The sequence below is a fragment of the Brucella daejeonensis genome (assembly GCF_014199265.1).
GTDB lineage: Bacteria > Pseudomonadota > Alphaproteobacteria > Rhizobiales > Rhizobiaceae > Brucella > Brucella daejeonensis.
In genome coordinates this window covers 1-23,047 of record NZ_JACIJG010000012.1, presented here as the reverse complement: position 1 = coordinate 23,047, position 23,047 = coordinate 1, and the positions used below count along the sequence as shown (strand labels likewise).

Below are 23,047 nucleotides of genomic sequence, written 5' to 3'. Positions count from 1 at the left end.
GATCGGAGTCCAGATCCCAACGTCTGCAATCTTTTGAAAAAAAGCAAGTATATGAAATTGGGCACGGATGTTTCCGCCATGGAAACGGCGGTTGCGCTGGCCAGCAGAAGCTGTCGGGGGCCTGACTGGCTACGCTTTCAATATGATTGTCCGTACCGTTGCAGCTTCTATAGCCTTTTGCGAATAGACCATCGGACAATGACTTCCATCGTGCCAATTGGCGAAAAGATCCTGATAATGAGGCGAACCGGGCACACCCGATTGCCCCGGATTATTGATGAAGAGGCTGTTATCCCAATCGCCCACGTCTATCACCATTCGGACCGATGGCCCCGCGACAACAGAAAAATCCGCAAGGCGGTAATTGGCGTAATTGAGTGTCGAACTGCTTCCACCAAGCGCGATGGGCGGCAAAGACCACTCTTCATCCGTAAACGACTGCAACGGATGGACCAGCTTCAGTTTATGGATGTGTCCCCAGGACCAGTTTGATGGATCGGCTCCCATTAAAGAGGCACATTCCGCCCAGGCATCGGAAAGGCTTTGGCGGACAAGCCCGGCATGTCGTGCGGTTAGCGCTGCCTTTTCAAGCCACGAAGCGATGCTGGGTGGATCGAAAGGTACCAGCAATGAAGCAACTTCCGGCGTGGCCCCTTCCATGCGGGCTGCCAGCGGTCCCAGATGCTTGCTGAACCATATCTCGAAAAGGGCGGCTTGCCCCGAGCCAGCGCCCAGATCGCCGTCCCAGTCGCTCAAAAACCGCCATGGGCGCGGTTCATTGTCCGAACCAAACATTGCCTTAAGGCTATCCAACACCCGTATGGCGATGGGTGAAAAAGTCGAGCACTGCAACCGTGCGCAATCTTCCAGCGAGATCAGTGCAGGGCGTGCCAGTTCGCGATGCAAAGTCTCATGCCGGCTGCTGTCGAGCCATTCATAACCGACGGGCGGATTTGACGCTGCCCAAGCGTCCGGCACGTTCATGGCATTGGCCGTCGCAATGAACCCGCGCGACGGGTTTATTTCAAATGGTCCCGACTTTGGCGGAAGATACCCGTTCCACTCGTAACGACCATCACCGGGCACCGGGAGCAGCCCGTCCCAATTATCGCGGATGGGGGAAGCGCCGGAAGGTTTCCATGCAATTGTATTGGCTGTATCCGCATAGATGTGGTTGACCGACGGACAGCCCCAGCCTTCCAGTGCGCTCGAATATTCAGCATAGGTCTTTGCCCTCATGACGGAAAGGCTTGCCATATAAGGTGCCATCCCCGCATCCATCCAGACCGACCGCAGACTGAAAGCGCGATTGTTTCTGGCATCCTGATAGATAAGCGGACCATGCCGCGTGAACTTCAGTTCAACGGTCTGGTCCGGGTGCCCCTTCACCGGAATGGTTTCGGTGACCGTCGAGACCGTTTCCCAGTTATCTCGATAGCTGTATTGGTCCGGATCGCCCTCCTGCGTTCGATAGACGTAAATATCTTCCTGATCCGCTCCGAAAATGGTGAGGCCGAAAGCTGCGGTACCATTGTGTCCCATGGAAATACCCGGCACCATTGGCTCGCCAGCGCCGATCACATCCAGTCCCGGCATCGTAAGATGCACGACATAACGGATCGACGGCAGCACATGCGTGCGATGTGGGTCGAGCGCCAGTATGGGCCGTCCCGTCGTCGTCTTATCTGCCGATATGGCCCAGTTGTTGGAGCCCTCTTCAAAAGACGCTCTGACAATGTCGCCTGAGGGCGTAACGCTCGTCCACAAACTGGCTTCATCAAGCGTCGCGGCAAGCCTGTCCTTTGAGAAGGTGGCCGGGCTGACTGCAAGATTGAAATCGCGGAGCACGCGATCCGTCATAACTGCCGGATCAAACCCATCAACCGGTCTCGGTTCAACGCCATGGGATAATTGCTTGCGAAGCAGGTCCAGCTTCGCACCCAATTCCACACCCGCCGCTGCCATCACTTTTGAGCGCAACAGTTCGGAGGAAGCATTGCGAGTCAATGAATGGGTCCGCACACGCACCACATCCTCGGCCTTCCACCGGTCGGGCCGGTTCCCGAGCAATGCAAATTCCGGCGGCAGCGCGATCGTGCCCGCATCGCAGGCGTCGATATAGGCATTGATCCCCTCAGTGAAGGCCGTACAGATTTCTTCCGAATCCGGCCCATAGGCTTTCCATTCCAGCGCCATATCGCCACGATAGAGAAGCAGCCGCGCAGCCCTGTCCTGCTCAAGATAACCGGGACCGAAATCGCGCGCCAAAAGGCCAAGCCCCCGCTTGCGAGCAATATCGATCTGCCAGAGACGATCGCGCGCGGCGTTCCAGCCCTGCGCAAAAAACAGATCATGCAGGTTTCCGGCACTGATATGGGCAATGCCCCACCGGTCCACATTGATCGTGACGTCGCCCTTCAGGCCCGGAACCTTCCGGGCCGCAAGCCTCGTATCGGACATGACTGCACCCGTACCGTTTACTCAAGCCGCAAGAAGAGCCCGGCATGAAGTCGGGCGCGCTCAATCAGGCTGTCCTCGAAAATATGTTCGCCAAGCGTGTGCAGGCCCTCCCCGCGAACGCCGATGGAGTCCAGTGTCGGAACGCCAAGCGCGCCGGTGAAATTGCCGTCCGATCCGCCACCCGAACTCTGGGCGGTCATCGTGAAGCCGATCTCCCTGGCAATGTCGTTTGCAAAGTTGAAAAGCTTCATGTCCTGCGGTTGCCCGTGTTCCCAGACCGGCCGTGTAACGCCGCGAGTAACAATGAACTCGACATCGTCCTTGCCTCCAGCCAGCGCCATGATCCGCGCAACGCCGTCGTCCAGATCCTGCTGGGTCTTGGCCATGCTCAAGGCTTCCGCCCTGCAGCTTGACGAGACGCAGTTCACCCATTGCCCGGCCTGAATGACACCGACCGAAAAGGTACAGTCGTCAGTCGTAAGAGCTTCGATCTCGATGATCTTCTCCGCCATGCGGCGGATGGCCGAACGGCCTTCCTTGAGCAGCCAACCGGCATGGCTCGGCCTGCCGACCGTTTCGAGATTGTAGCGTGCAATGGCGTAACGCCCCACCACCGCACCGCCGTCGCGACGCGCCGGTTCTGGAACAAGCACATATTTGTTCTTCAGCGCTTCCTGTTCGATCAGGTCGCGTGTCGATGGCGTCCCGACTTCTTCATCCGGCGTGAGCAGGAATGTGACCGGAAGTTTTGTCGCAAGCCCGTTTCGCGCAATCTGGCGCATGGCTTCAAGGGCGACAAAATTGCCGCCTTTCATATCCTGAATGCCCGGTCCGTAAATCCGGCCATTCTCGCGGCGGAAGGGATTGATGTTGATGACACCGAGGGGATGAACAGTGTCGAGATGGCCGGAAACCAGAATGCCGGGCTTGCCCTGATCCGCATGTGGGAAACGGGCGCGCAGCGAGCCGCCAAACCCCATGCGACCGGGAATGTACTCGACGCTCGCTCCAGCGGCGGCAAAATCATAGGCCGCAGCATCCACCATGCGGTTCACGGCAGCGGCATCGAAAGTGGGACTCTCGGTTTCAATCCATGGGCGCAGGCGCGCAATCATGTCATCAAGGTCAAACGGCAGTTCTTGCGCGCTCATGCTGCTAATTCCTTGTTCACGGGCAGACGGGTTTCAACGATACGGGCATAGATCGACGCGCCGATCGGCAGCGTCGCGGGATCGAGCGTAAAGGCCGGATTATGAAGAGCGGCCTTGCCGCCGTGCATCACATTGATATAGGCACCGGGCACGCACGCGAGCATGTCGGCGAAATCCTCGCTGCCCATGAAAGCAGGGCAATCGTCGCGAACATTTTCATCGCCCAGAACATCGCGTGCCGCCGCGATATAGGCATCCGCCAGTTCGTGATCGTTTCGCAGGACATCGAATACGTTGCGCAGGTCGACATCGACAGTAATGCCGTAACCCGCAGCAACGCCCGCGCAAATCTCGCGCAGGCGGCTTTCGGCAAGATCGCAGACGCGCTTATCGAAATAACGGATGGTGCCGGTAATCGTGGCAGTCTCAGGCACGATATTATAGGCGCTGCCGGTGTGAAACTGCGTGCAGGAAACGACACAGGCATCGGTGGCCGGAATATTGCGCGATACGATGGTCTGCAACTGACCGACCAGATCAGCGCCGATCACCAGCACATCGCGCGCATTATGCGGCTGCGCCGCGTGACTGCCCTTTCCGGTCAGTTTGATGTCGAAGAAGCTTGCGCCAGCCATAGCGGCACCCTTGCGAATGGCCGCCTTGCCAAGAGTACCCAATGGCTGATTGTGCATTCCGTAGATTTCGTCGCATGGAAAGCGCTCGAACAATCCTTCGGCGATCATGGTGCGCGCGCCGCCAAGACCCTCTTCGGCTGGTTGGAAAATAAACGCCACATCGCCTTCGAAATTACGTGTAGCGGCCAGATATTGCGCAGCGCCCAGAAGCATCGTCGTATGCCCGTCGTGACCACAGGCATGCATGCGACCGGGATTTTTCGATGTATAAGGAACGCCCGAGATCTCATCGATGGGCAGGGCGTCCATGTCTGCACGCAGGCCGACCCGACGATTGCCTGCATTTCGACCTTTCAGGATACCTACAACGCCGGTCGTGGCGATATCGGTATGAACCTCGTCGAAACCCCACTTTTCCAGAAGAGCCGTGACGACGCCCGAAGCGTGTTTCTCCTCAAAGCCGATTTGCGGATGACGATGCAGATCCTCGAAGACCGCCCGCATCTCGTCGGCGTTCTCCTCGATAAACGGTATGATGGGCATGATTTTATTCCTGTGTGAAACAATTGAAGATAACCGGGGCCGTGAGCATCGGCCCGTCGGTCAGGCAGCAGGACGTCCAGCCGCAAAATCCCAGAAGCGACCGGGAGCCGCTTCAATCAATGAGCGCGTATATTCGTGGGAAGGGTTGCCGAGCACATCGGCAGCATTGCCCTGCTCAACCACCTGTCCGCGCTTCATCACCAGCACGTCATCGCAAATCTGCGCTGCGACACGCAGATCATGCGTAATGAAGATGATTGCGATACCGGTATCCTTCTGAAGCTCCGCCAGAAGGTCGAGAACCTGCGCCTGCACCGATACATCGAGCGCCGAGACGGCCTCGTCCGCCACCAGAATGTCAGGACGAAGCGCAACAGCCCGGGCAATCGCAATGCGTTGCCGCTGTCCGCCGGAGAATTGATGCGGATAACGCTTCAGCGCATCTTCGGGCAGCGAAACGATACGCAGCAGACGTCTGGCTTCGGCCACGGCTTTCTCATAGGGAACGCCATAATTGAGCGGCCCTTCGGTCAGGCTTTGCTCAATGGTCCAGCGGGGATTGAGTGAGCGGAACGGGTCCTGAAACACCACTTGCAGTTTTTTTCGGAAAGGCTTCATCTCCCGCTTGCCGAGATGGGCAATGTCCTGCCCGTCCACGAATATCTGCCCCTCCGTCGGCTCGATCAGCCGCATGACCGAACGCGCCACGGTGGTCTTGCCGGAGCCGGACTCGCCGACGATACCGAGCGTGCGTCCCGGCTGTAGTTCGAAGCTCACTTCACGCGAGGCTTTGACACCCGGCTTCCGCCTGAAAAGACCCCCGCTGCGATAGGTCATGCCGAGATCGTGTACCCGAATGACGGCCTTGTGCTCCTGCTGTATCCGCGCCGAGCGTGGAATGAGGCTCGGGACCGAACTGAGCAAATCCTTGGTATATTGCTGTTGCGGCGCGGACAGGACTTGCCGGATTGTCCCGCGCTCGACGATCTCGCCATTGCGCATCACGCAGACGCGATCCGCGATTTCAGCCACAACGCCCATATCATGTGTGATGAACAAAACGGCGGTGCCGTGCTTTTCCTGTAGTTCGGCGATGAGCGACAATATTTGCTTTTGCGTCGTCACATCGAGCGCCGTGGTCGGCTCGTCTGCAATCAGCACCGCCGGCTCAAGAACAAGCGCCATGGCGATCATGATGCGCTGGCGCTGTCCGCCCGAAAGCTGGTGCGGATAGCTCTGATAGATGCGCTCCACATCCGGCAGGTGAACCTGCTCCATGATGTTGATCACCCTGGCGCGTTTGTCTGCCGCCGACAGTCCGGTGTGAATATCCAGAACTTCCGTGATCTGTTCCCCTACCCGCATGACCGGGTTGAGCGCGGTCATCGGTTCCTGAAAGATCATGGAAATGCGCGTTGCGCGCATCTGCTTCATCTCTGCGGATGAGAGTTGCAGGAGATTCTTTCCATCGAGCCGAATTGCGCCGCTTTTCACTCGCAATGCGTTTTGCGGCAAAAGCCCCATCGCCGTCAGGGAGGTGACGGATTTTCCGGAACCGGACTCGCCGACGAGACAGACCGTTTCCCCTTTCCGGATATCGAAGCTCACGCCGCGCAGAACCGGCGTCCCGCCAGGAAGTGCTACGACGAGATTGTCTACTTCCAGCACAACCGCTTCCGACGAGAAATCGCGATTTCGCAGTTCCATGTCAGCCCTCCCGCTTTTTCAGGCGCGGATCGAGCGTATCGCGCGCCGCATCGCCCAGAAGATTGATCGAAAGAACGCAAAGCGTCAGCAGCAGCCCCGGCCACAGCACGATCGAGGGCTTGATACGGAAGAACTGACGGCCTTCGGCCATGATATTGCCCCAGGTCGGAATTTCCGTGCTGATGCCCGCACCGAGAAATGAAAGGATCGCTTCGGTGAGGATTGCGGAGGCGACGATATAGGTTCCCTGCACGATTAGCGGGGCCATCGTATTAGGCAAAAGATGCCGGAAGAGAATCTTCGGTGTGCTGGAGCCGAGCGCCAGCGCGGCCTCCACATATGGCTCCTCTCTGGCGCTCAGAATGACGGAACGCACCAGACGCACCACGCGCGGAATTTCCGGAATGGTAATGGCCACGATGACCGAGCCGATGGACGGTCCGTTGAGTGCGACGAGAGCAATGGCGATCAGGATCGAAGGCATGGCCATCAAGGCATCCATCATGCGCATGATGATCGCATCGGCCGTGCGGAAGAAACCCGCTATCAGGCCGATGAACACACCGACCGCAATCGATGCCGCAGCCGCAAATATCCCGATCAGCAGGGAAATGCGTCCACCGAGGATCATGCGCGAGAAGAGATCGCGACCGTAATTATCGGTACCCAGCATGTATTCGTCCGATGGTGGCTTGAGCCGCATCATCGGGTTTATGGCCAGCGGATCGTGAGGTGCAATCCATGGCGAAATCAGGGTTAGAAGAACAATTGCGGCGAGAAGCACACCCGCAATCAGTGGCCCGATGCCGACGCGAGCGACGCGCGGCAAAGAGAACAGGCGAAGCATCCAATTCATGCCAGCCGATGTCGGTTCTGAGCGCATCAATAGCGAATCCTCGGGTCGAACAATGTGTAGGAGAGATCGATCAGCAGGTTGACGAAGACATAGAGCGCGCTCGTCAGCAGGATCATGGCCTGAATGACCGGATAATCGCGGGCAAGCACGGCATCGACGGTCAGGCGACCGATACCGGGGATGTTGAAGATGCTTTCGGTGACCACGACGCCGGAGATCAGCAGTGCAAACCCAGTGCCAACGATGGTGACGACCGGCACGGCGGCATTCTTCAACGCATGAACGAAGAGAAGGCGACGGTCGCTCACACCCTTGGCGCGTGCGGTGCGAATATAATCCTCGCCCAGAACGTCGAGCATTGCCGCACGCGTCATGCAGGCGATGAGCGCGATATAGATCGAGGCCAGTGTGAGAGCAGGCAAGATGGCTCGTTCCAAGAAACTGCCGAAGCCGGACGAAATCGGCTTGAAGCCCTGTACCGGAAGCCAGCCCAGATTGACCGAGAAAATGAGAAGGAGCACATAGCCGACAAGGAAGACCGGCACGGAAAACCCAAGAACCGAAAAGCTCATCACCAGATAATCGATCCACGACCGGTGGCGCCAAGCCGCCACCACCCCCATTGGAATTGCCGCCAGTACGGCGATTATGATGGTCAGAACGGCAATCGAAATCGTTGGGCCGATGCGCTGCGAGATCATGTCCAGCACCGGAACGCCGGAAATCAGCGAAACGCCGAGATCGCCCCGGAATATCCTGCCCATCCAGGTGAAATATTGCGTCAGGATCGGCTCATTGAGGCCCATGGCCTCACGAATGCGTTCCAGTTGTTCGGTCGTCGCGGCATCGCCTGCGAGGATGGCGGCCGGATCGCCCGGTGTAAGTCTCAGGAGGAGGAAAACAAAAATCGATACCAGCAACAGAACCGGCACCAGCGCGAATATGCGTTTTATCAGATAGACAGCCATATGCACGTCCCGCTTGGTGCGGAACCGGCGGCAAGGCAAACCGGCTCCGCGTTGGACTGGGAGCTATCGCGCCGTAATAGCGATAGCGGCGGGCAGAGTTACTCTTCGGTCTTCTTCACGTTCCAGAAGACCGGTACGGGCGAGCCGAGCATATCGACCACATTGGCCCGGCGCCCCTGAGGCGGATTGTATTCGCCGAGCGGGATGTAGAGTACGTTCTCAAGCGTGTGAGCCTGTATCTTTTCGATCACAGCCTTCTGATCTTCCGGTGTCTTCGCCGCGATATAGTCCTTTTTCAGCGATTCGATCTTGTCGTCCTGCGGCCAGCCAAACCAGCCCTGATCGCCGCGACCGTTCAGCATCACCGAATTCAACGGCGTCCAGATTTCCGGAATCTGCCAGTTGGTGAAGAAGATGTTCCAGCCGCCCTTGGATGGCTCGTCCTTGGAGGCACGCCGGCCGACCAGGGTTTGCCAGTCCATCGGCTGCATGTCGATGTTGAACCCGGCTGCGCGCAATTGCTGCGCCGCGACAACGGGCTGAGGCGACAGGCTGGTCACATCGGTCGGCTGCATCAACACCACGGGCTTGCCGTCATAGCCCGCCTTCTTGAGCAGGGCCTTCGCTTCCTCGACATTCCCCTTCCCTATGATGCTTTCCGCCCCGACAGTGGTCGCGTTCGGGGTGCCGCAGCCGAAAACCGCACCACAGACCTTGTAATAGTTCGGGTCGGCCATCAATGCGGCAAGAACCGGTTCCTGAGACATTGCCAAAAAGGCTGCGCGGCGGATATCAGGATTGTCGAAAGGAGGATGCTTGAAGTTGAGACGCCCCATGGTCTGGTAACCCAGCGGATCGCGCTGCTCGAGAACGACGCTGTCGTCTCCTTCGAGTAACGGCACGAGGTCCACCGGAACCTGTTCCATATAGTCGATCTCACCACTGGTCAGAGCGTTCACGGCAGTCTGTGCGTCGGTCATCGTGACCCAGCGCACCTTGTCCACGTTCACGACCTTGCCGCCAGCCATCCAGTTTGCTGGCTCCTTGCGGGGAACATAGTCCTCATTCTTGACATAGCTCACACCGACACCGGGCTGAAATTCCTGGGGTACGAATTTGAACGGACCGGAACCGATATGCTCGGTGATCGCCGTATCGGCCGGGGTGGCCGCAATGCGCGCCGGCATGATGAACGGAGGCAGCGCCGCCTGCTTGGCAAGCGTGTCGAGGAACGGAGCGAAAGGCTCTTTCAGTGTCCAGACAAGGGTCTTGTCGTCGGTCGCCTTCAGTGAACCCGTTATATCCATGATGAGCTGGCCACCCGCATCCCGCTTGGCCCAGCGCTCAAGCGACGCCACGGCATCTGCCGCCGTGACCGGAGCGCCGTCGTGGAACTTCAGACCGTCCCGCAGCGTAAAGGTGTAGGTTTTGCTGTCGTCCGAGACGGCCCAGTCAGCCATTTGCGGCTGCGGCTTGAAGTTTTCATCCACGGCGATCAGCACATCATAGATCATGTAGGCATGATCGCGGGTAATATGGGCTGTCGTGATGATCGGGTCGAGAACACGCAGATCCGAATGCATTACAGCGGTAAGCGTTGTTTCCGCCCAGGCATTTCCTGAGCCGAGCGCTATCAGCGACGCGGCAAGTCCATATTTCAGCCTGCGAAGAACAGGTCCGGGTTTGGGAGTTCTGAAAAACTGCATCTGTTTGGTTCCTCTGAAGGTTTTTATTTTATTTATTATGTGAACTTCGGCCCGAGCGGTTCGAGCCTTATGCCCGGACGCAAATGTTTCCATGACAGTTTCGCCGGGCTGATCGGCATCGCGCCGGGCGCGGTGCAAACCAGAAGCTTCTCTGCAATCGGAGCGAAATCCGCGCGAAAGTGCACGGAACTCTTGTTGACGAGAATGGCCTCCTTTTCCGGTTCGATACCCACCATGCGATAGAGCGCCCGATCCGCCATCTGGGCCAGATTGCTGGTAACGACGACCCGCGTGCCACCCAGACGCAGACAGGCCGATGGCCCCATGTTCAGCCATGTGCCGCCGTAATAAGGACCGGTCGCATGTGCCCTGCCGTCAGAAAGCTTCTCAACGATAAATCGCGCCGTGAACGGCCCGTCCCCTTCAATCCCGGACTTGCCGCCGAGCGCGATTTCAATTTCCGCGCCCTCGCCTGCCTGATGCGCGATATTTGCCGCTTCCGGATCATGGATACATCCGATGGCTGCACGTTCGGCGCCACAGGCCACGAGCGCCCGCAGCATCCCGGTCGTATCGGAACTGCCGCCTGCTCCAGGATTATCCTGCGTATCCGCGATAATGACGGGGCGGCTTGCATCCCGCGCCAGTGCAATCGCTTTTGCTACGCCCTCTTCCGGCTGATAGGCCGTGCCTGCAAAGGATGGCTCGGCGGTCTTCAGTGCCGCCATAATGGTATCGGCACAGGTTTCGACAGCGTCCCGGCCCCAGCCATAAGCAAAGACCGAAGGCCCGCATTCGGCGAAATCGGCGGCGGGAAATCCCATGAAAAGCGAGGCGGTCAACACGTTGTCCGGCAGACCGACCGTCATGCCATAGAGACTTTTGGCCGGCTCATCATCCGTACATTGCCAGGCAATTGGGATCAGGTAATCACCCTGACGCATCGCCTTGTGCCAGCCTTCCGGTCTGTCCATCAGGGCTTCTAGGGCCTTCGCGGACCGGTATCCCGTTTCGGCCATGTCGACATGGGGATAGGTGCGAAAACCGACCATCACATCCGCATGCTCGAACATTCGGCGTGTGATATTTCCATGCAGGTCGAGCGCGACAGCAAGCGGTTCGGCAGGGCGAACAGCGCGAACGCGTTGCAGAAGTTCCCCCTCACCGTCATCGATATGCTCGGCAACCATGGCGCCGTGCAGGTCGATGAAAATTCCGTCGACAGGGCCGCAATTTTCCAGGCCTTCAACGATCTCGGAAACAATTGCTTCATAGGCATCGCGCGTCACAGGCGCGGATGGAATGGCACCGGCCCACAGGATCGGTACGATCTCCCAACCAGCCTCGCGGGCGAAATCGAGTGCCCCTGCTATACCAAGGTTAACGTTGCGCGCATTGTCGAGTATCGCCGCTCCGCGAGAGAGCGGAATATATCCGCCCCCCTGGATAAAGGCCGCCATATCGGCCGGCGACGCGGCGAAAGTATTCGTTTCATGCAAAAAGCCAGCGACAGCCACGCGTTTTGGCACGAGCACACTCCCATTTCCTGATTTGCCCCCTCGGGCGGATATGTGTATCTGTCAGCGATACATCTATATTGTTTTTATGATAGGGACCAATTTTGATCCTTGTCAATCCTTGAATGGCGACTAAAGCTTCTTCCCATGAACCAATTTCGCGACCTGACCGGACTATCCACCTTCGCCCCTGACGAAGCGGAGGAATTCAAAGACGACCCATTGTTTCTACGTTCGGTTGCGCGCACGGTCGCCGTGCTGTCGGCATTCCAGAGCGCGCGTCACCCGCTATCGCTGACCCAGATAGCCACGGCATCGGGCATCGACCGCAGCGCGGCGCAGCGGATCGTCAATTCCCTGCTGAAACTCGGCATGGTTGCGCGCGATCCAGAGGACAGAGGCTATCTTCCGGGCCTGCGCATTCTTGACATGACGCATGATTTTCTGCGGCTCAACCCGATGCTCCAGCGCGCCAATCCGGTCATGCTGGAGCTGCGCCGCAGGGTGCGCGAACGCGTCGACCTGTCGCTCTTCGACGATGTCCGGGTGGTTTATGCGCTGCGTATGCCCTCAAAACACGAAATTTTCAGCGCGACCATCGTCGGCAACGCGGTCCCCACCTACTGCACGGCTGGCGGCATCGCCGTTCTGTCGCGCCTCCCGGACGAGAAGATCGCCGATATCGTCAGCCGATCCGATCTGACTCCCTTCACGCCATATACAATCACCACGCTCGAAGGCGTCATGGAACAGGTTCGCGCAACGCGCGAGCGCGGGCATTCCGTCCTTTGCCATCAATTATTGACCCACGAGATCGCAATCGGCGCACCTATCACCGATGCAAAAGGCGTCCCGATCGGCGCGATTCACATTGCCGGCAATCTGCAGGAATGGTCGGCGGAAAGCTTCAGCAGCAGTTTCGGGCCGCTGATCGAAGATGCCGCGCGCACGGTGTCGGAGCGCGCACGGCCCTTTGATGCTCGAAATGCATCAGCGGATTAGCAACATCAGATCGGCCGGAGGCAGGAAAAGGACCTTCAATTCGCTTTTGGAGAAACAAGAGACCCAATGTGGAGCAAGGCTTGTTTCTCCGGGGAGCGGATGCAATCCGTAGAGATCAGCGGGCGAGGCCAGCGTCTTGCAGATACTTGACCGACGGCATGATCTTGTCCTTGTTGCGCAGTTCAAGGATCAGGCGCGGATTGCTGTCGAGTTTTGCCAGCGCTGCGAAGACACCATGCCAGCGGATCGTGCCTTCGCCGATGCCCCAATGGCGGTCGGCATGGCCGTCAGCGTCCTGAAGATGCACGTGATGCAGGCGGTTGCCGGCGCGGCTGATGAAATAATCGACCGGATGCGCGCCCTGCGAGCCGTAGGAGTAATGCGCGTGGCCGGTGTCGACGGAAACGGCGACGGCGGACGACTGGAAGCTGTCGGCCAGCGCGCAGCGTGCGTCGGTGTCGACATCCTCGATGTTCTCGACCACCAGCGTGCAGCCGATTTCTTCGGCGCGCTTCACGACAGGCGCCAGCGTGTCATGGGCGTTATCGAGTGTCTGCTGGACGGCTTCGGGGAAATTCTCGACATTGTTGCAGGACCACAGCGTATAGGGGCTGTGGATGACCATCTGCGTGGCGCCGATATATTCGCACACGTCCAGACCCTGAAGGTAGCGCGTGGTGACAATCTTGCGGATGTCCTCGTCCTGATTGGAGAAATTCAGGCCCCAGAACGGGCCGTGAATGCCAAGACGCCCCTTATAGCCGTCGAGCGCAGCCTTGACGCGGTCGGCGCGGGGTTTCCAGTCGCCTTTCAGGAGAGCGACCTCGATGAAATCCTGAATTTCGAGATCGCGATTTTCCGACAGGATGAAGTCGAGATTGCTTTCCAGATGAGCGAGCGGCATCGCGGCGCCAAGAAGCGGCAGTTCGGACATGGTGATTTCCTGATTGAGAGGATGGTTGAGGGAGGAGTTCTGGTTCAGATTGCTTTTTCGGTCAGCGCCAGACGCGAAGCGACAACGAGATCGGGGCTGTCCGAGGTGATGTTGGCGACACCGCGTGTCATCCAGCGGTCGATCAGTGCGCGGTCATTGAGCGTCCAGACGCCAAGGCGATCCTTGGGAAACAGGGCGGTGATGCGGTCGAATTCAGCCTCGAAAAGCTGGTGGTGAACGCCGACATAGCGAACCAGCGGCTCCACGCTGCGGAAAAAGTTTTCCAGCCCGCCATTGCGCTCCACCCATTCGGTGTTGAGCGACATCAGCCGGTCGATTTCAGGAGCGACTTCGGCACAATGCTCCACGACGCTGCGGTCGAAGGAATGCAGGACAACGCGCTCGCCGATATTGCGGGCGCGGATGATTTCGACGGTCTTTTCCACCAGGTCTTCATAGGGTTTGCCGTCCGGGCCGGATTTAAGCTCGACATAGAGTTTCAGGTCGGGGCGTGCGGCCAGCACGTCGAGCACTTCCTCGAAGGTCGGAATATGGTCTTCGGTGACGGTGCCCTGTTCGTCTTTCAGGCGCACGGCGCGACGGCCCGCATCGTCGAGATCGCGGACATGGCCGCTTGCGGTCGTAGTGCGGTCGAGCGATGCATCGTGGATGATCAGTATCTGGCCGGAATTGGTCAGGTGCAGGTCGAATTCCACGCCCTCGACGTCCAGCGCCAGAACATTGCGAAAGCCGGTGAGAGAGTTTTCGGCCCACAGATTGCGCGCGCCGCGATGGGCCATGATCATTGTCATTTGGGTTTTCCTTATTGAACGGTCGGGTCGAGCTTGTCGCGAAGCCAGTCACCCAGAAGCGAAATCGAAAGCGTGGTCAGCACGATCACCAGAGCCGGGGCCAGCATGATCCATGGTGCGCGCGTCAGGTATTCGCGCGCAAAACCCACCATGTTGCCGAGCGAGCTTTCCGGCGGCTGCACGCCAAGGCCGAGGAACGAAAGACCGGATTCCATCAGGATGATTTCCGGGAAGGTCAGCGTCATCGAGACGATGAGTGTCGAGGCGACATTGGGCAGGATATGGCGGAAATAGACGCGCAACGGCGTCGCGCCGAGTTGCGCAATAGCGCTGGCATAGCCCTGTGCACCGGCGGAAATGGCAAGCCCGCGTGCGATACGCGCATAACGTTCCCAGCCGTAAAAACCCATGAGGCCAATCAGGAGCGGCATGGAATTGCCGAAGAAGGCGAGCACGGCCAGCGCCAGTACCATGAAGGGCAGGGCGGCCTGAAAATCGGCCAGCATCAGCACGATGTGTTCCACCCAGCCGCGAAAACGTGCGGCCAGAAAGCCCAGCAATGTGCCGAAGACTGCCGACAGGATCGTCGCCCCGAAAGCGATGACCAGCGAAACGCGGATCGACTGGATCAGGCGCGAATAGACGTCGCGACCGAGTTCGTCGGTTCCGAGCCAATGACCGGGCGTTCCCGTTGGCACCAGACGCGCCATCAGATCCATCTTGGTGATGGAATAGGGACGCAGATAGTCGGCAAAGATCACAACGAACAACATCAGCGCCAGCCAGAAGACGGCGAAGGCAACGCTCAAGGGCATCATGGCGCGCAGCCGGCTGACCAAAGCGGGGGTCTTGACGGGACTGGCATGAAGGGCGGTATCGGTCATAATTTTAGCTCGTCTATTTTCGCATTATCCAACGCAAAACCGTTTCGCACTTTTGCTGGAAATGCTCTCAATGCGCGGTTTTTGTTCTCAGGCGCGGATCGAGAACGCCGTAGAGCACATCGACAATCAGGTTGGAGAAGACCATGCAGCTTGCGATCACCAGAAGCAGGCATTGCACAACTGCTAGATCGCGATTGGCGACCGAGACGACGAGAAGTCGTCCGATGCCAGGCCAGGAGAAGATGGTTTCAACCACCACGGCACCGGCGATCAGGGCACCGACCATGAAGCCGACAATGGTGACAATCGGCACGGATGCGTTAGGCAAAGCGTGTTTCCACACCACATCATGCCAGCTCACACCCTTGGCCGAGGCCGTACGGATATAGGGCTGGCCCAGCACTTCGATCATGGCGGAGCGGGAGAAGCGTGCCAGAATAGCCGTGCCGCCAATGGCGATGGTCAGCGTCGGCAGGATGCCATGGATCCACGTATCGCTGCCGCCTGATGGCAGCACGCCAAGCTGCACCGAGAAGATCAGCACCAGCAACAGGCCGAGCACGAATGAAGGCACGGTGAAACCGAGGATCGACAACGTGATGACGCCGCGGTCGGCAATGCCCTGACGATGCAGGGCGGCGTAAACGCCCGCCGGAATGCCAAGACTAAGCTTGATGATCAGCGCCGGAATGGTGATTTGCAGCGTGGCGGGCACGCGTTGCAGCACCAGATCGATTGCCGGGGCCTTGTCGCGCATCGACATGCCGAAATCGAAGCTCAAAATGCCCTTGAGATAAGAGAGATATTGTATCCACAAAGGATCATCGAGACCCCATGCCTTGCGGAAGGCATCGACGGAGACCTGCGGCGCATCGGGGCCGAGCATGATCTGGGCCGGATCGCCGGACATGCGCAGCACGACGAAGGCAAAAGTCATGACCAGAAAGACCGTCACGACGGCGCGAAGGAGACGAGAGGCTATGAATAAAAACATGGGGCCTCCTCACGCGGCGCTTTGGGCCGGTTCTACGAAATGGCAGGCGGTGCGTCTGTCGTAGCCGGACGGTTGCAGAACGGGCATGTCGGTCGGGCATTGGAAACCCGCTATCGGACATCGCGGATGAAACACGCAGCCGGTTGGGCGATTGGCCGGGTTCGGCGGTTCGCCTTTCAGGATCGTGCGCTGGTTGAGCTTCTTGCCGGGCACCGGTACGGAAGAAACCAGAGCCTTGGTATAGGGGTGCTGCGGTGTCTCGAAGATCACGCCGGAACTGGCTTCCTCGACGATCTTGCCCAGATACATGACGGCAACGCGGTCGCAGATATTGCGCACAACCTTGAGGTCATGGCTGATGAACACCATGGCGATGCCATGCTTTTCCTGAAGATCGCGCAGAAGATTGACCACCTGCGCCTGAATGGACACGTCGAGCGCGGAAACCGGTTCGTCGCAGACCAGAAGACGCGGCTCCGTGGCGAGAGCGCGGGCGATGACGACGCGCTGGCGCTGTCCGCCGGACAGTTCGTGCGGATAGCGCTCGCCCTGATCCCGACGCAAGCCGACCGCCAGCATCAGCTCATCGACGCGCGATTTCAGATCCGCGCCCGAAGCAAGGCCGTGAATTTGCAACGGTTCGCCGATCTGCGCGGCAATCGGCAAACGCCGGTCGAGGGCCGCGAGCGGGTCCTGAAAGACCAGTTGCATCTGGGAACGCAGCTTGCGCCATTCGCTCGTGTGGCGGCGCGGCAGGGGCTTGCCGTCGAACAGGATTTCGCCTTCCGATGCATCATCGATGCCGAGCAGCATGCGGCCAAGGGTGGACTTGCCGCAGCCGGATTCACCGACAATGCCGAGCGTTTCGCCGGGGCGAACGGAGAGGCTCACGCCGTCAACAGCCTTGACCGGCGCGGCCTTCCTGAAAAGGCCGTCGCTCTGGTAAACCCGGACCAGATTGCGTGCTTCAAGCAGGAAACTCATGCGAAGGCTCCTTGCGGACACGGGGTTACGCCGGTCTGGCTGCATGACGTGGTTTGCGGCGCGGTGCTCTCGGAACAGGGATAAAAGCAGGCGACTTCCTGCCCATTCAGCATCTGCAATTGCGGGTGTTCGGTTGCGCATTGTTCGGCCGCGTGCGAGCAGCGCGGCGCAAAGGCGCAACCCTGCGGCAGATGGCGCGGATCGGGCACGGTGCCGGGGATAGCGCGCAGTCTTTCGCGTCCGCCGTCAATCCGGGGAATGGCGTCGAACAGGCCGCGCGTATAGGGATGCTGCGGTGCTTCGAACAATTCGGCAGTTTTGCCGCGTTCCACGATGCGTCCGGCATACATGACGCAGACGCGTTCGCAGATCTGGCTGACCGCGCCCAGATCATGGCTGATGAACACCACCGCCATGCCGGTTTCCTGCCGGATCTGGTCGAGAAGGTCGAGAATCTGTGCCTGAATGGTAACGTCGAGAGCGGTGGTCGGTTCGTCGGCGATCAGCACATCGGGTTGACCGGCAAGTGCGATGGCAATCATCAGGCGCTGGCACTGGCCACCGGAAAATTCATGCGGAAACAGGTTGAAGCGGCGTTCGGCGTCGGGAATGCCGACGCGTTCCATCAGGCGAACCGCTTCCTTGCGTGCGGCCTCGTCCTTCAATCCGCGATGCAGCGACAGCGATTCCACGATCTGGCTGCCGACTTTCTTGACAGGATTGAGCGAGGAACTCGGATCCTGAAAAATCATGGCGATACGACCGCCGCGAACACCTTCCTTGACGAGGCGGGATGCACTGACCAGTTCCCGGTCTTCGATCTTGACTGAGCCTGAGACTGCGGCCTTACCCGGCAGAAGGCCGAGTGCGGCAAGCCACGTCACTGATTTTCCGCAACCCGATTCCCCAACCAGCCCCAACGTTTCGCCGCGCTCGATATCGAGGTCGATGCCGTGGAGGACTTGCACGCCGCTGAAAGAGACTTTCAAATCCCGAATGGAGACGAACGCCATGTCCTCACCTTTCGTCAAAATGAAAAGGCTGGTGCATTGATGCGCCAGCCTTTGTCGATGGAACGATCAGACGTTCCAGTTCGTGGAGCGAAAATCCATGGCAAATGCCGGTGCGGCCTTCCACTTCAGGTCCTTCTTCATGCCTGTGAACACGGCATTCTGATGCAGGATATTGTAGACTGGGTCTTCGCGCTCGCAGATTTCGAGCATACGCTTGATGGCCTTCTTGCGCTGGTCATGATCAGTGGACGTTTCCATGATGACCGACAACTTGTTGACCTCGTCGTTCGACCAGTCCTTCTTCTGCTGCACTTCACCATTAGGGCCAAACTGCACGACCATCGGCGTGATCGGATCGTTGATATTGTTGGACGCCGACCAGTCGCGTACGCCCTTGGTGCCTGCCGGATCGTGGATCTGGGCCCAGTTTTCCTTCATCTCGATTTCGACGTTGAGGCCGACCTGCTTCCACATTTCCACCAGCACCTGCGCCGTCGGCGTCTGGTTGGTGTAATAGTTGTTCAACAGGCGGTAAGGGATCGCGTCGCCCTTGTAATTGGCCTGCTTCAACAGATCGCGTGCCAGTTCCGGGTCGAATTTCGGCGGCTGCCAGTCTTCGATGAACATGTTGGACGTGCGGAAGCTTTCAAACTGCAAGCCTGCCGGTACAACCGTCTGGCCAGCCCACAGCGCATCGACAATCGCCTGACGATCGATGGAATGGGTCATAGCGCGGCGCACCAGCGGATCGCGCAGGATTTCGTTCTGCGTGTTGAAAACGGTGGTGCGGTGGTTCCAGATAGTCGAGCTCTGGATTTCCAGCCCCGGATTGGCGGTCACGGCGCCGATCTGATCCGGCGGCAGGTCGCAGGCGAAGTCGTACTGGCCGGAGATCAGGCCGTTGACGCGGCTTGCCACTTCCGGCACTTCGACAAAACGGATCTGCTGCAGCGGCGGACGTCCGCCCCAATATTCGTCATGGGCTTCGAGAACGAGTTCCACGTCCGGCTTATAGTCGGCAACCTTGTAAGGACCGGTCGTGACGGGCTTGCGTGCCCATTCGGAATAAGACTTGGCTTCATCCCAAGCGCGCTTGTTGGCGATCTGCGAACCGAAAGCGTAGAGACGGCCTTCAAGCGTGACATCAGGCGTCGCATTGTGGAAACGGACCGTATACTTGTCGACGGCTTCGACGCCGCGCAGCGCGGGCCAGAGACGGCGTGAAATGCCCGGAATGCCGGCGGGCAATTCCTTGGCGGTCTGCGGCTTGAAATTGGCTTCATAAAGCGTCTTGCCACCGGCAGGTTCGGTGCCGGCAAACAGGCGCTCGTCGGAGAAGGAGAAGACCACGTCTTCGGCGGTCAGTTCGTCGCCATTGTGGAATTTCACGCCCTGACGCAGCTTCAGTTCGATGGTTTTTTCATCGAGACGCTTCCATTCGGTCGCCAGACCCGCGACAGGGCCCTGATTGCCCATCCAGTCGCGCTGGATCAGGCCTTCCCACAGATTGGGGAAGAAAACGCGCTCGCCCACATTCGACTGTTCGTTCCAGATGTCGAGCGTGTTGTTGTTGGTGATCTTCTGGACTGCGATGGTGATCGAGCGGCGCTGGTTTGCAAGAACGATCCCTGGCATGACAAGCGTGCCTGCGGCAGCGCCCATCAGACCCAATGCGTGACGACGAGTGATAAGCATGTCTTTCCCCGAGCAACAATGGCACCGTGTATCGGTGGCCGATATTGAAACTACTCGGGAAATAGGCTTTCAACGTAACAGATTTGTCTCAGCTTGTTGAAGTTTCGTTGACGGCAAAATGAACGCAACGGCTGGCAAAGTGCCGCTCATCTCATTGCAAAAAGCTCCTGATGAAACCGCTCATCGACAGGCAGGCCATGGGCTGCAAAATCGCGGCGCAGCGCTTCACCGAAACCGGACGGGCCGCAAAACCAGATGCTGGCGTCGCGCCACTCCGGCACTGTGTCACGAATGCGATCCCCCGTCAGGCGACCGTCACGGGCATTTACCAGCACATGCATACGGATATTCGCTGCCGCAGCATCCGCCGTCAATTTGGCGATGGCCTCCTCATCGTATTCCGTGGTCGAATGAAACAGGTCGACCTCTGGCGGGTGAAACCCATTCGGATGCGCTTGGCGCTCCAGCGCGATGTGCTGCATACCTGCGATGAAAGGTGTGATCCCGATACCCCCACCGATCCATATCTGCCGTGGCTGCATGTTATCGAAATCGAAACAGCCATAGGGCCCTTCGATCGTCACGGCCTGCCCGACGCGGAGCTTTTCCCGCAGCCGGTCAGTGTGATCGCCCAGTTCCTTGGTTACGAAAGTGATGCGCCGTTCCTTGTCATTCCATCCTGATGCGATGGTATAAGGGTGCGCGCCTTCCGAACGATCCGACGTCGCGAAAGCAAACTGGCCCGGCTTGTGTCCCGGCCAGCCATGCGGCACGTCGATTTCCGTTTCAAGCGTGTGTACACCGGGATAGTAATGAAGCGAAACTATATTGCCCCGCACCTGCCGTCCGATGCCTACGCGACGCAAGAGCACGACAACCGCGCTGTAGCTGCCAGCAACCATCAGCAGCGCCATCGCCAGGCCTATGGGCGACATCCAGTAATCGAATGTCATCAGAACGACCGAGTGAAACACCAGTACGAGATAAGCTACGGCCAGCAGACGGTGCGTTCTGTAAAATAACCGATAGGGAAAATACTTGATCAGCGCCAGCACGATCAAGAGTACGGCCCCGTAAAACGCCCATTCGCCCAGCCCTTCTGCCGAGCCGCGAAACGTCATCAAAAATTGCTGAACAGGATTTTCAATGGCTGGCCGAGGGCCGCGCGCTGGCCTGCTCAGCCACCCTAGACCCACCCCCCATTTCGGTGCTTCACTCCATAGCCAATGAACTATGGAAACGACAAGCGCCGCAATGCCCATCCATTTATGCAGACGGTACATCTTGTCCAGCCCGCCCAGCCAGCGCTCCGGCCACCGCAGCCGCAGAGACAGGATCATGGCTACGCTCATGCAGCCCATTGCTATAATGCCGCTATATTGCATCATGGCGTCACGCAAAACGAAGAAACCGGTTGCAGGCAAGATGGCTGGTTTCGTGAGCAGCCAAAGCGCACTCAGCAAAATCAATATTCCCCAGAATGCGCGCTTTATGTTTCGCATGGCCCGATCTCCCTCCCCGCCAGATTTACGGTCAAGGGTGACCGGCTTCCTTGACTGTAATCAAGGGGCGCTTAAAAATTTCGGCAGATTCACGTGGATAAACCGGGAGAATCCGTCCCTCCTTCAACGACCCTGCCATGGCGAATGACGACATCGAGCGAGGTAACGGGCTGTTCTGGGAGTACCCGGGCCTCCCACTGGCCGTGAACACGTCAGCCGTGACCTTAAGAAGACGATTTCCTATAATGCCGCGCTCCGACGAAGATAGGTTGGCCATGGGCGTCAAACCGGAGTAATACCAGCCTTCCCCACCGAAATCGTTCCACCCTTTTCGGGATGGACTTCAAATCGAGTGTTAGAATGCCTGAATTTACACCTGTCATCGCGTTACACGGCGGCGCCGGCACCATACTCAAGACAAACATGACGCCGGAGAAAGAAGCGGCCTATCACGCTGGCCTTCGTGCATGTCTGCAAGCGGGTCTGGATGTGCTTCGCGATGGCGGAAAATCTCTTGACGCGGTAACGGCATCCGTTATCGCCCTCGAAGAAAATCCGCTTTTCAATGCGGGACGCGGAGCCGTTTTCACGACGGATGAAACGCATGAAATGGATGCCGCAATCATGGATGGTGCAACCCGAGCATGTGGCGCCATTTCCGGCATTTGCGGTCCGCGTAATCCGGTTCTGGCCGCACGTGCGATCATGGAGCAGACCGAGCACGTCTTTCTTGCCGGGCAAGGTGCGAAGCGTTTCTGTGAAACCGCCGGTCTTGAAATGGTCGCACCGGACTGGTTCTCGACCGAACAGCGGCGCAAGGCGTTGCACGATGAAATGGCCCGCCGGGAAAGCGGCGCAAGCGACGATGGCGATCCCGCTCGCAAGCACGGCACGGTCGGCGCGGTAGCGCTGGACAGGTTCGGTCACCTTGCCGCCGCGACATCGACCGGCGGCATGACCGCGAAAACGCCAGGACGCGTGGGAGACAGTCCGGTCATCGGTGCGGGAACATGGGCGGACGACCGGACGGCGGCGCTTTCTGCCACCGGCCACGGAGAATATTTCATACGCTGGGCGGTCGGACACGAAATCGATGCGCGAATGCGCTGGGCCGGGCAATCGCTAGAAGAAGCCGCAGGCAACGTCGTTCGCGAACTTGGCGAAATCGGCGGGTCAGGCGGTCTGGTCGCCGTTGATCGTCAGGGCAATATCAGCCTGCCATTCAACAGCCCCGGCATGTACCGCGCATGGTGTGGCGCGGACGGCACCATCCATACCGGCATTTACTGAAGCGGTTCCGGCATCCCGTTCCAACCGAGATCGTCCAATGCGCTCGGCGGCGCAAAAGCTTGAAGCCCGCGACCGCACCGCCCAACGAGAAAGCGGCGGGGTCTGCCCGCCGCTTTCCGGTTTATCAGAGTGCTTTCTGCAATTCCGGCAGGACGGTGAACAGGTCGCCGACGAGGCCGTAATCGGCCACCTGGAAGATCGGCGCTTCCTCGTCCTTGTTGATCGCCACGATGATGCGGCTGTCCTTCATGCCCGCCAGATGCTGGATCGCGCCCGAAATGCCCACCGCAATGTAAAGCTCCGGCGCGACCACCTTGCCCGTCTGGCCAACCTGCCAGTCGTTCGGCGCATAGCCCGCATCCACCGCCGCGCGCGACGCACCCACCGCCGCACC

19 protein-coding genes are annotated in these 23,047 nt (G+C 58.8%); 2 read left to right on the top strand and 17 right to left on the bottom strand.

Annotated elements, in window-relative coordinates:
* Positions 1-129: 129 nt before the first annotated feature.
* From FHS76_RS15350 to FHS76_RS15315, 8 genes are all read right to left on the bottom strand, one after another.
* On the bottom strand, positions 130-2,460 hold the full coding sequence (locus FHS76_RS15350) for a penicillin acylase family protein (RefSeq protein WP_183654506.1): 2,331 nt from the start codon (positions 2,458-2,460) through the stop codon (positions 130-132).
* Positions 2,461-2,477: 17 nt separating this feature from the next.
* Positions 2,478-3,611 (bottom strand): M20/M25/M40 family metallo-hydrolase, encoded by a 1,134-nt coding sequence (locus FHS76_RS15345; RefSeq protein WP_183654503.1) that lies wholly within the window; start codon positions 3,609-3,611, stop codon positions 2,478-2,480.
* Positions 3,608-4,789 carry a M20 aminoacylase family protein gene (locus tag FHS76_RS15340; RefSeq protein ID WP_183654500.1) on the bottom strand — a complete coding sequence of 394 codons (1,182 nt, stop codon included), beginning with the start codon at positions 4,787-4,789 and terminating at the stop codon, positions 3,608-3,610. The genes FHS76_RS15345 and FHS76_RS15340 overlap by 4 nt, the downstream gene beginning before the upstream one ends.
* A 60-nt stretch (positions 4,790-4,849) precedes the next feature.
* The gene (locus FHS76_RS15335; protein ID WP_183654496.1) at positions 4,850-6,496 is read right to left on the bottom strand and encodes an ABC transporter ATP-binding protein; all 1,647 of its coding nucleotides are present in this window, start codon (positions 6,494-6,496) and stop codon (positions 4,850-4,852) included.
* A gap of 1 nt (position 6,497) precedes the next feature.
* Positions 6,498-7,343 carry an ABC transporter permease gene (locus tag FHS76_RS15330; RefSeq protein ID WP_235992698.1) on the bottom strand — a complete coding sequence of 282 codons (846 nt, stop codon included), beginning with the start codon at positions 7,341-7,343 and terminating at the stop codon, positions 6,498-6,500.
* A 35-nt stretch (positions 7,344-7,378) separates the two neighbouring features.
* On the bottom strand, positions 7,379-8,320 hold the full coding sequence (locus tag FHS76_RS15325; protein WP_183654490.1) for an ABC transporter permease: 942 nt from the start codon (positions 8,318-8,320) through the stop codon (positions 7,379-7,381).
* A 98-nt stretch (positions 8,321-8,418) separates the two neighbouring features.
* Complete coding sequence (locus tag FHS76_RS15320; RefSeq protein ID WP_183654487.1) at positions 8,419-10,026, bottom strand: ABC transporter substrate-binding protein; 1,608 nt, start codon at positions 10,024-10,026, stop codon at positions 8,419-8,421.
* Between the two features lie 35 nt (positions 10,027-10,061).
* Positions 10,062-11,555 carry a M81 family metallopeptidase gene (locus tag FHS76_RS15315; protein ID WP_183654484.1) on the bottom strand — a complete coding sequence of 498 codons (1,494 nt, stop codon included), beginning with the start codon at positions 11,553-11,555 and terminating at the stop codon, positions 10,062-10,064.
* Between the two features lie 135 nt (positions 11,556-11,690).
* Between FHS76_RS15315 and FHS76_RS15310 the strand changes: the two genes are divergently transcribed.
* Positions 11,691-12,545: an IclR family transcriptional regulator gene (locus tag FHS76_RS15310; RefSeq protein ID WP_183654481.1), complete on the top strand. Its 855-nt coding sequence runs from the start codon at positions 11,691-11,693 to the stop codon at positions 12,543-12,545.
* A 115-nt stretch (positions 12,546-12,660) separates the two neighbouring features.
* Here the strand turns inward: FHS76_RS15310 and FHS76_RS15305 are convergent, their stop codons facing one another.
* The 8 genes from FHS76_RS15305 to FHS76_RS15270 all read right to left on the bottom strand — a co-directional run bounded on the left by FHS76_RS15305 (position 12,661) and on the right by FHS76_RS15270 (position 21,363).
* On the bottom strand, positions 12,661-13,479 hold the full coding sequence (locus FHS76_RS15305) for a sugar phosphate isomerase/epimerase family protein (RefSeq protein ID WP_183654478.1): 819 nt from the start codon (positions 13,477-13,479) through the stop codon (positions 12,661-12,663).
* Between the two features lie 44 nt (positions 13,480-13,523).
* Positions 13,524-14,291, bottom strand: coding sequence for a glycerophosphodiester phosphodiesterase family protein (locus FHS76_RS15300; RefSeq protein WP_183654475.1), 768 nt, complete (start codon positions 14,289-14,291; stop codon positions 13,524-13,526).
* Between the two features lie 11 nt (positions 14,292-14,302).
* On the bottom strand, positions 14,303-15,175 hold the full coding sequence (locus FHS76_RS15295) for an ABC transporter permease (protein ID WP_183654472.1): 873 nt from the start codon (positions 15,173-15,175) through the stop codon (positions 14,303-14,305).
* Positions 15,176-15,242: 67 nt separating this feature from the next.
* Complete coding sequence (locus FHS76_RS15290) at positions 15,243-16,169, bottom strand: ABC transporter permease (protein WP_183654469.1); 927 nt, start codon at positions 16,167-16,169, stop codon at positions 15,243-15,245.
* Positions 16,170-16,178: 9 nt separating this feature from the next.
* The gene (locus FHS76_RS15285) at positions 16,179-17,153 is read right to left on the bottom strand and encodes an ABC transporter ATP-binding protein (RefSeq protein ID WP_183654466.1); all 975 of its coding nucleotides are present in this window, start codon (positions 17,151-17,153) and stop codon (positions 16,179-16,181) included.
* Positions 17,150-18,166: an ABC transporter ATP-binding protein gene (locus FHS76_RS15280; protein ID WP_183654463.1), complete on the bottom strand. Its 1,017-nt coding sequence runs from the start codon at positions 18,164-18,166 to the stop codon at positions 17,150-17,152. The genes FHS76_RS15285 and FHS76_RS15280 overlap by 4 nt, the downstream gene beginning before the upstream one ends.
* A 66-nt stretch (positions 18,167-18,232) precedes the next feature.
* Positions 18,233-19,861, bottom strand: coding sequence for an ABC transporter substrate-binding protein (locus tag FHS76_RS15275; RefSeq protein ID WP_183654461.1), 1,629 nt, complete (start codon positions 19,859-19,861; stop codon positions 18,233-18,235).
* 146 nt (positions 19,862-20,007) lie between these two features.
* Positions 20,008-21,363: a ferredoxin reductase family protein gene (locus FHS76_RS15270; RefSeq protein WP_183654458.1), complete on the bottom strand. Its 1,356-nt coding sequence runs from the start codon at positions 21,361-21,363 to the stop codon at positions 20,008-20,010.
* A gap of 360 nt (positions 21,364-21,723) precedes the next feature.
* Between FHS76_RS15270 and FHS76_RS15265 the strand changes: the two genes are divergently transcribed.
* On the top strand, positions 21,724-22,653 hold the full coding sequence (locus FHS76_RS15265) for an isoaspartyl peptidase/L-asparaginase family protein (protein WP_183654442.1): 930 nt from the start codon (positions 21,724-21,726) through the stop codon (positions 22,651-22,653).
* A 124-nt stretch (positions 22,654-22,777) separates the two neighbouring features.
* Here the strand turns inward: FHS76_RS15265 and FHS76_RS15260 are convergent.
* Positions 22,778-23,047 (bottom strand): electron transfer flavoprotein subunit alpha/FixB family protein (locus tag FHS76_RS15260; protein ID WP_210306130.1); only part of this gene is annotated, 270 nt, incomplete at its 5' end.

Bases quoted from the DNA above. Each gene is read 5' to 3' on its own strand.
- FHS76_RS15350 (WP_183654506.1), bottom strand. From the start codon at position 2,460: ATGTCCGATACGAGGCTTGCGGCCCGGAAGGTTCCGGGCCTGAAGGGC.
- FHS76_RS15345 (WP_183654503.1), bottom strand. From the start codon at position 3,611: ATGAGCGCGCAAGAACTGCCGTTTGACCTTGATGACATGATTGCGCGC.
- FHS76_RS15340 (WP_183654500.1), bottom strand. From the start codon at position 4,789: ATGCCCATCATACCGTTTATCGAGGAGAACGCCGACGAGATGCGGGCG.
- FHS76_RS15335 (WP_183654496.1), bottom strand. From the start codon at position 6,496: ATGGAACTGCGAAATCGCGATTTCTCGTCGGAAGCGGTTGTGCTGGAA.
- FHS76_RS15330 (WP_235992698.1), bottom strand. From the start codon at position 7,343: ATGCTTCGCCTGTTCTCTTTGCCGCGCGTCGCTCGCGTCGGCATCGGG.
- FHS76_RS15325 (WP_183654490.1), bottom strand. From the start codon at position 8,320: ATGGCTGTCTATCTGATAAAACGCATATTCGCGCTGGTGCCGGTTCTG.
- FHS76_RS15320 (WP_183654487.1), bottom strand. From the start codon at position 10,026: ATGCAGTTTTTCAGAACTCCCAAACCCGGACCTGTTCTTCGCAGGCTG.
- FHS76_RS15310 (WP_183654481.1), top strand. From the start codon at position 11,691: ATGAACCAATTTCGCGACCTGACCGGACTATCCACCTTCGCCCCTGAC.
- FHS76_RS15305 (WP_183654478.1), bottom strand. From the start codon at position 13,479: ATGTCCGAACTGCCGCTTCTTGGCGCCGCGATGCCGCTCGCTCATCTG.
- FHS76_RS15300 (WP_183654475.1), bottom strand. From the start codon at position 14,291: ATGACAATGATCATGGCCCATCGCGGCGCGCGCAATCTGTGGGCCGAA.
- FHS76_RS15295 (WP_183654472.1), bottom strand. From the start codon at position 15,175: ATGACCGATACCGCCCTTCATGCCAGTCCCGTCAAGACCCCCGCTTTG.
- FHS76_RS15290 (WP_183654469.1), bottom strand. From the start codon at position 16,169: ATGTTTTTATTCATAGCCTCTCGTCTCCTTCGCGCCGTCGTGACGGTC.
- FHS76_RS15285 (WP_183654466.1), bottom strand. From the start codon at position 17,153: ATGAGTTTCCTGCTTGAAGCACGCAATCTGGTCCGGGTTTACCAGAGC.
- FHS76_RS15280 (WP_183654463.1), bottom strand. From the start codon at position 18,166: ATGGCGTTCGTCTCCATTCGGGATTTGAAAGTCTCTTTCAGCGGCGTG.
- FHS76_RS15275 (WP_183654461.1), bottom strand. From the start codon at position 19,861: ATGCTTATCACTCGTCGTCACGCATTGGGTCTGATGGGCGCTGCCGCA.
- FHS76_RS15270 (WP_183654458.1), bottom strand. From the start codon at position 21,363: ATGCGAAACATAAAGCGCGCATTCTGGGGAATATTGATTTTGCTGAGT.
- FHS76_RS15265 (WP_183654442.1), top strand. From the start codon at position 21,724: ATGCCTGAATTTACACCTGTCATCGCGTTACACGGCGGCGCCGGCACC.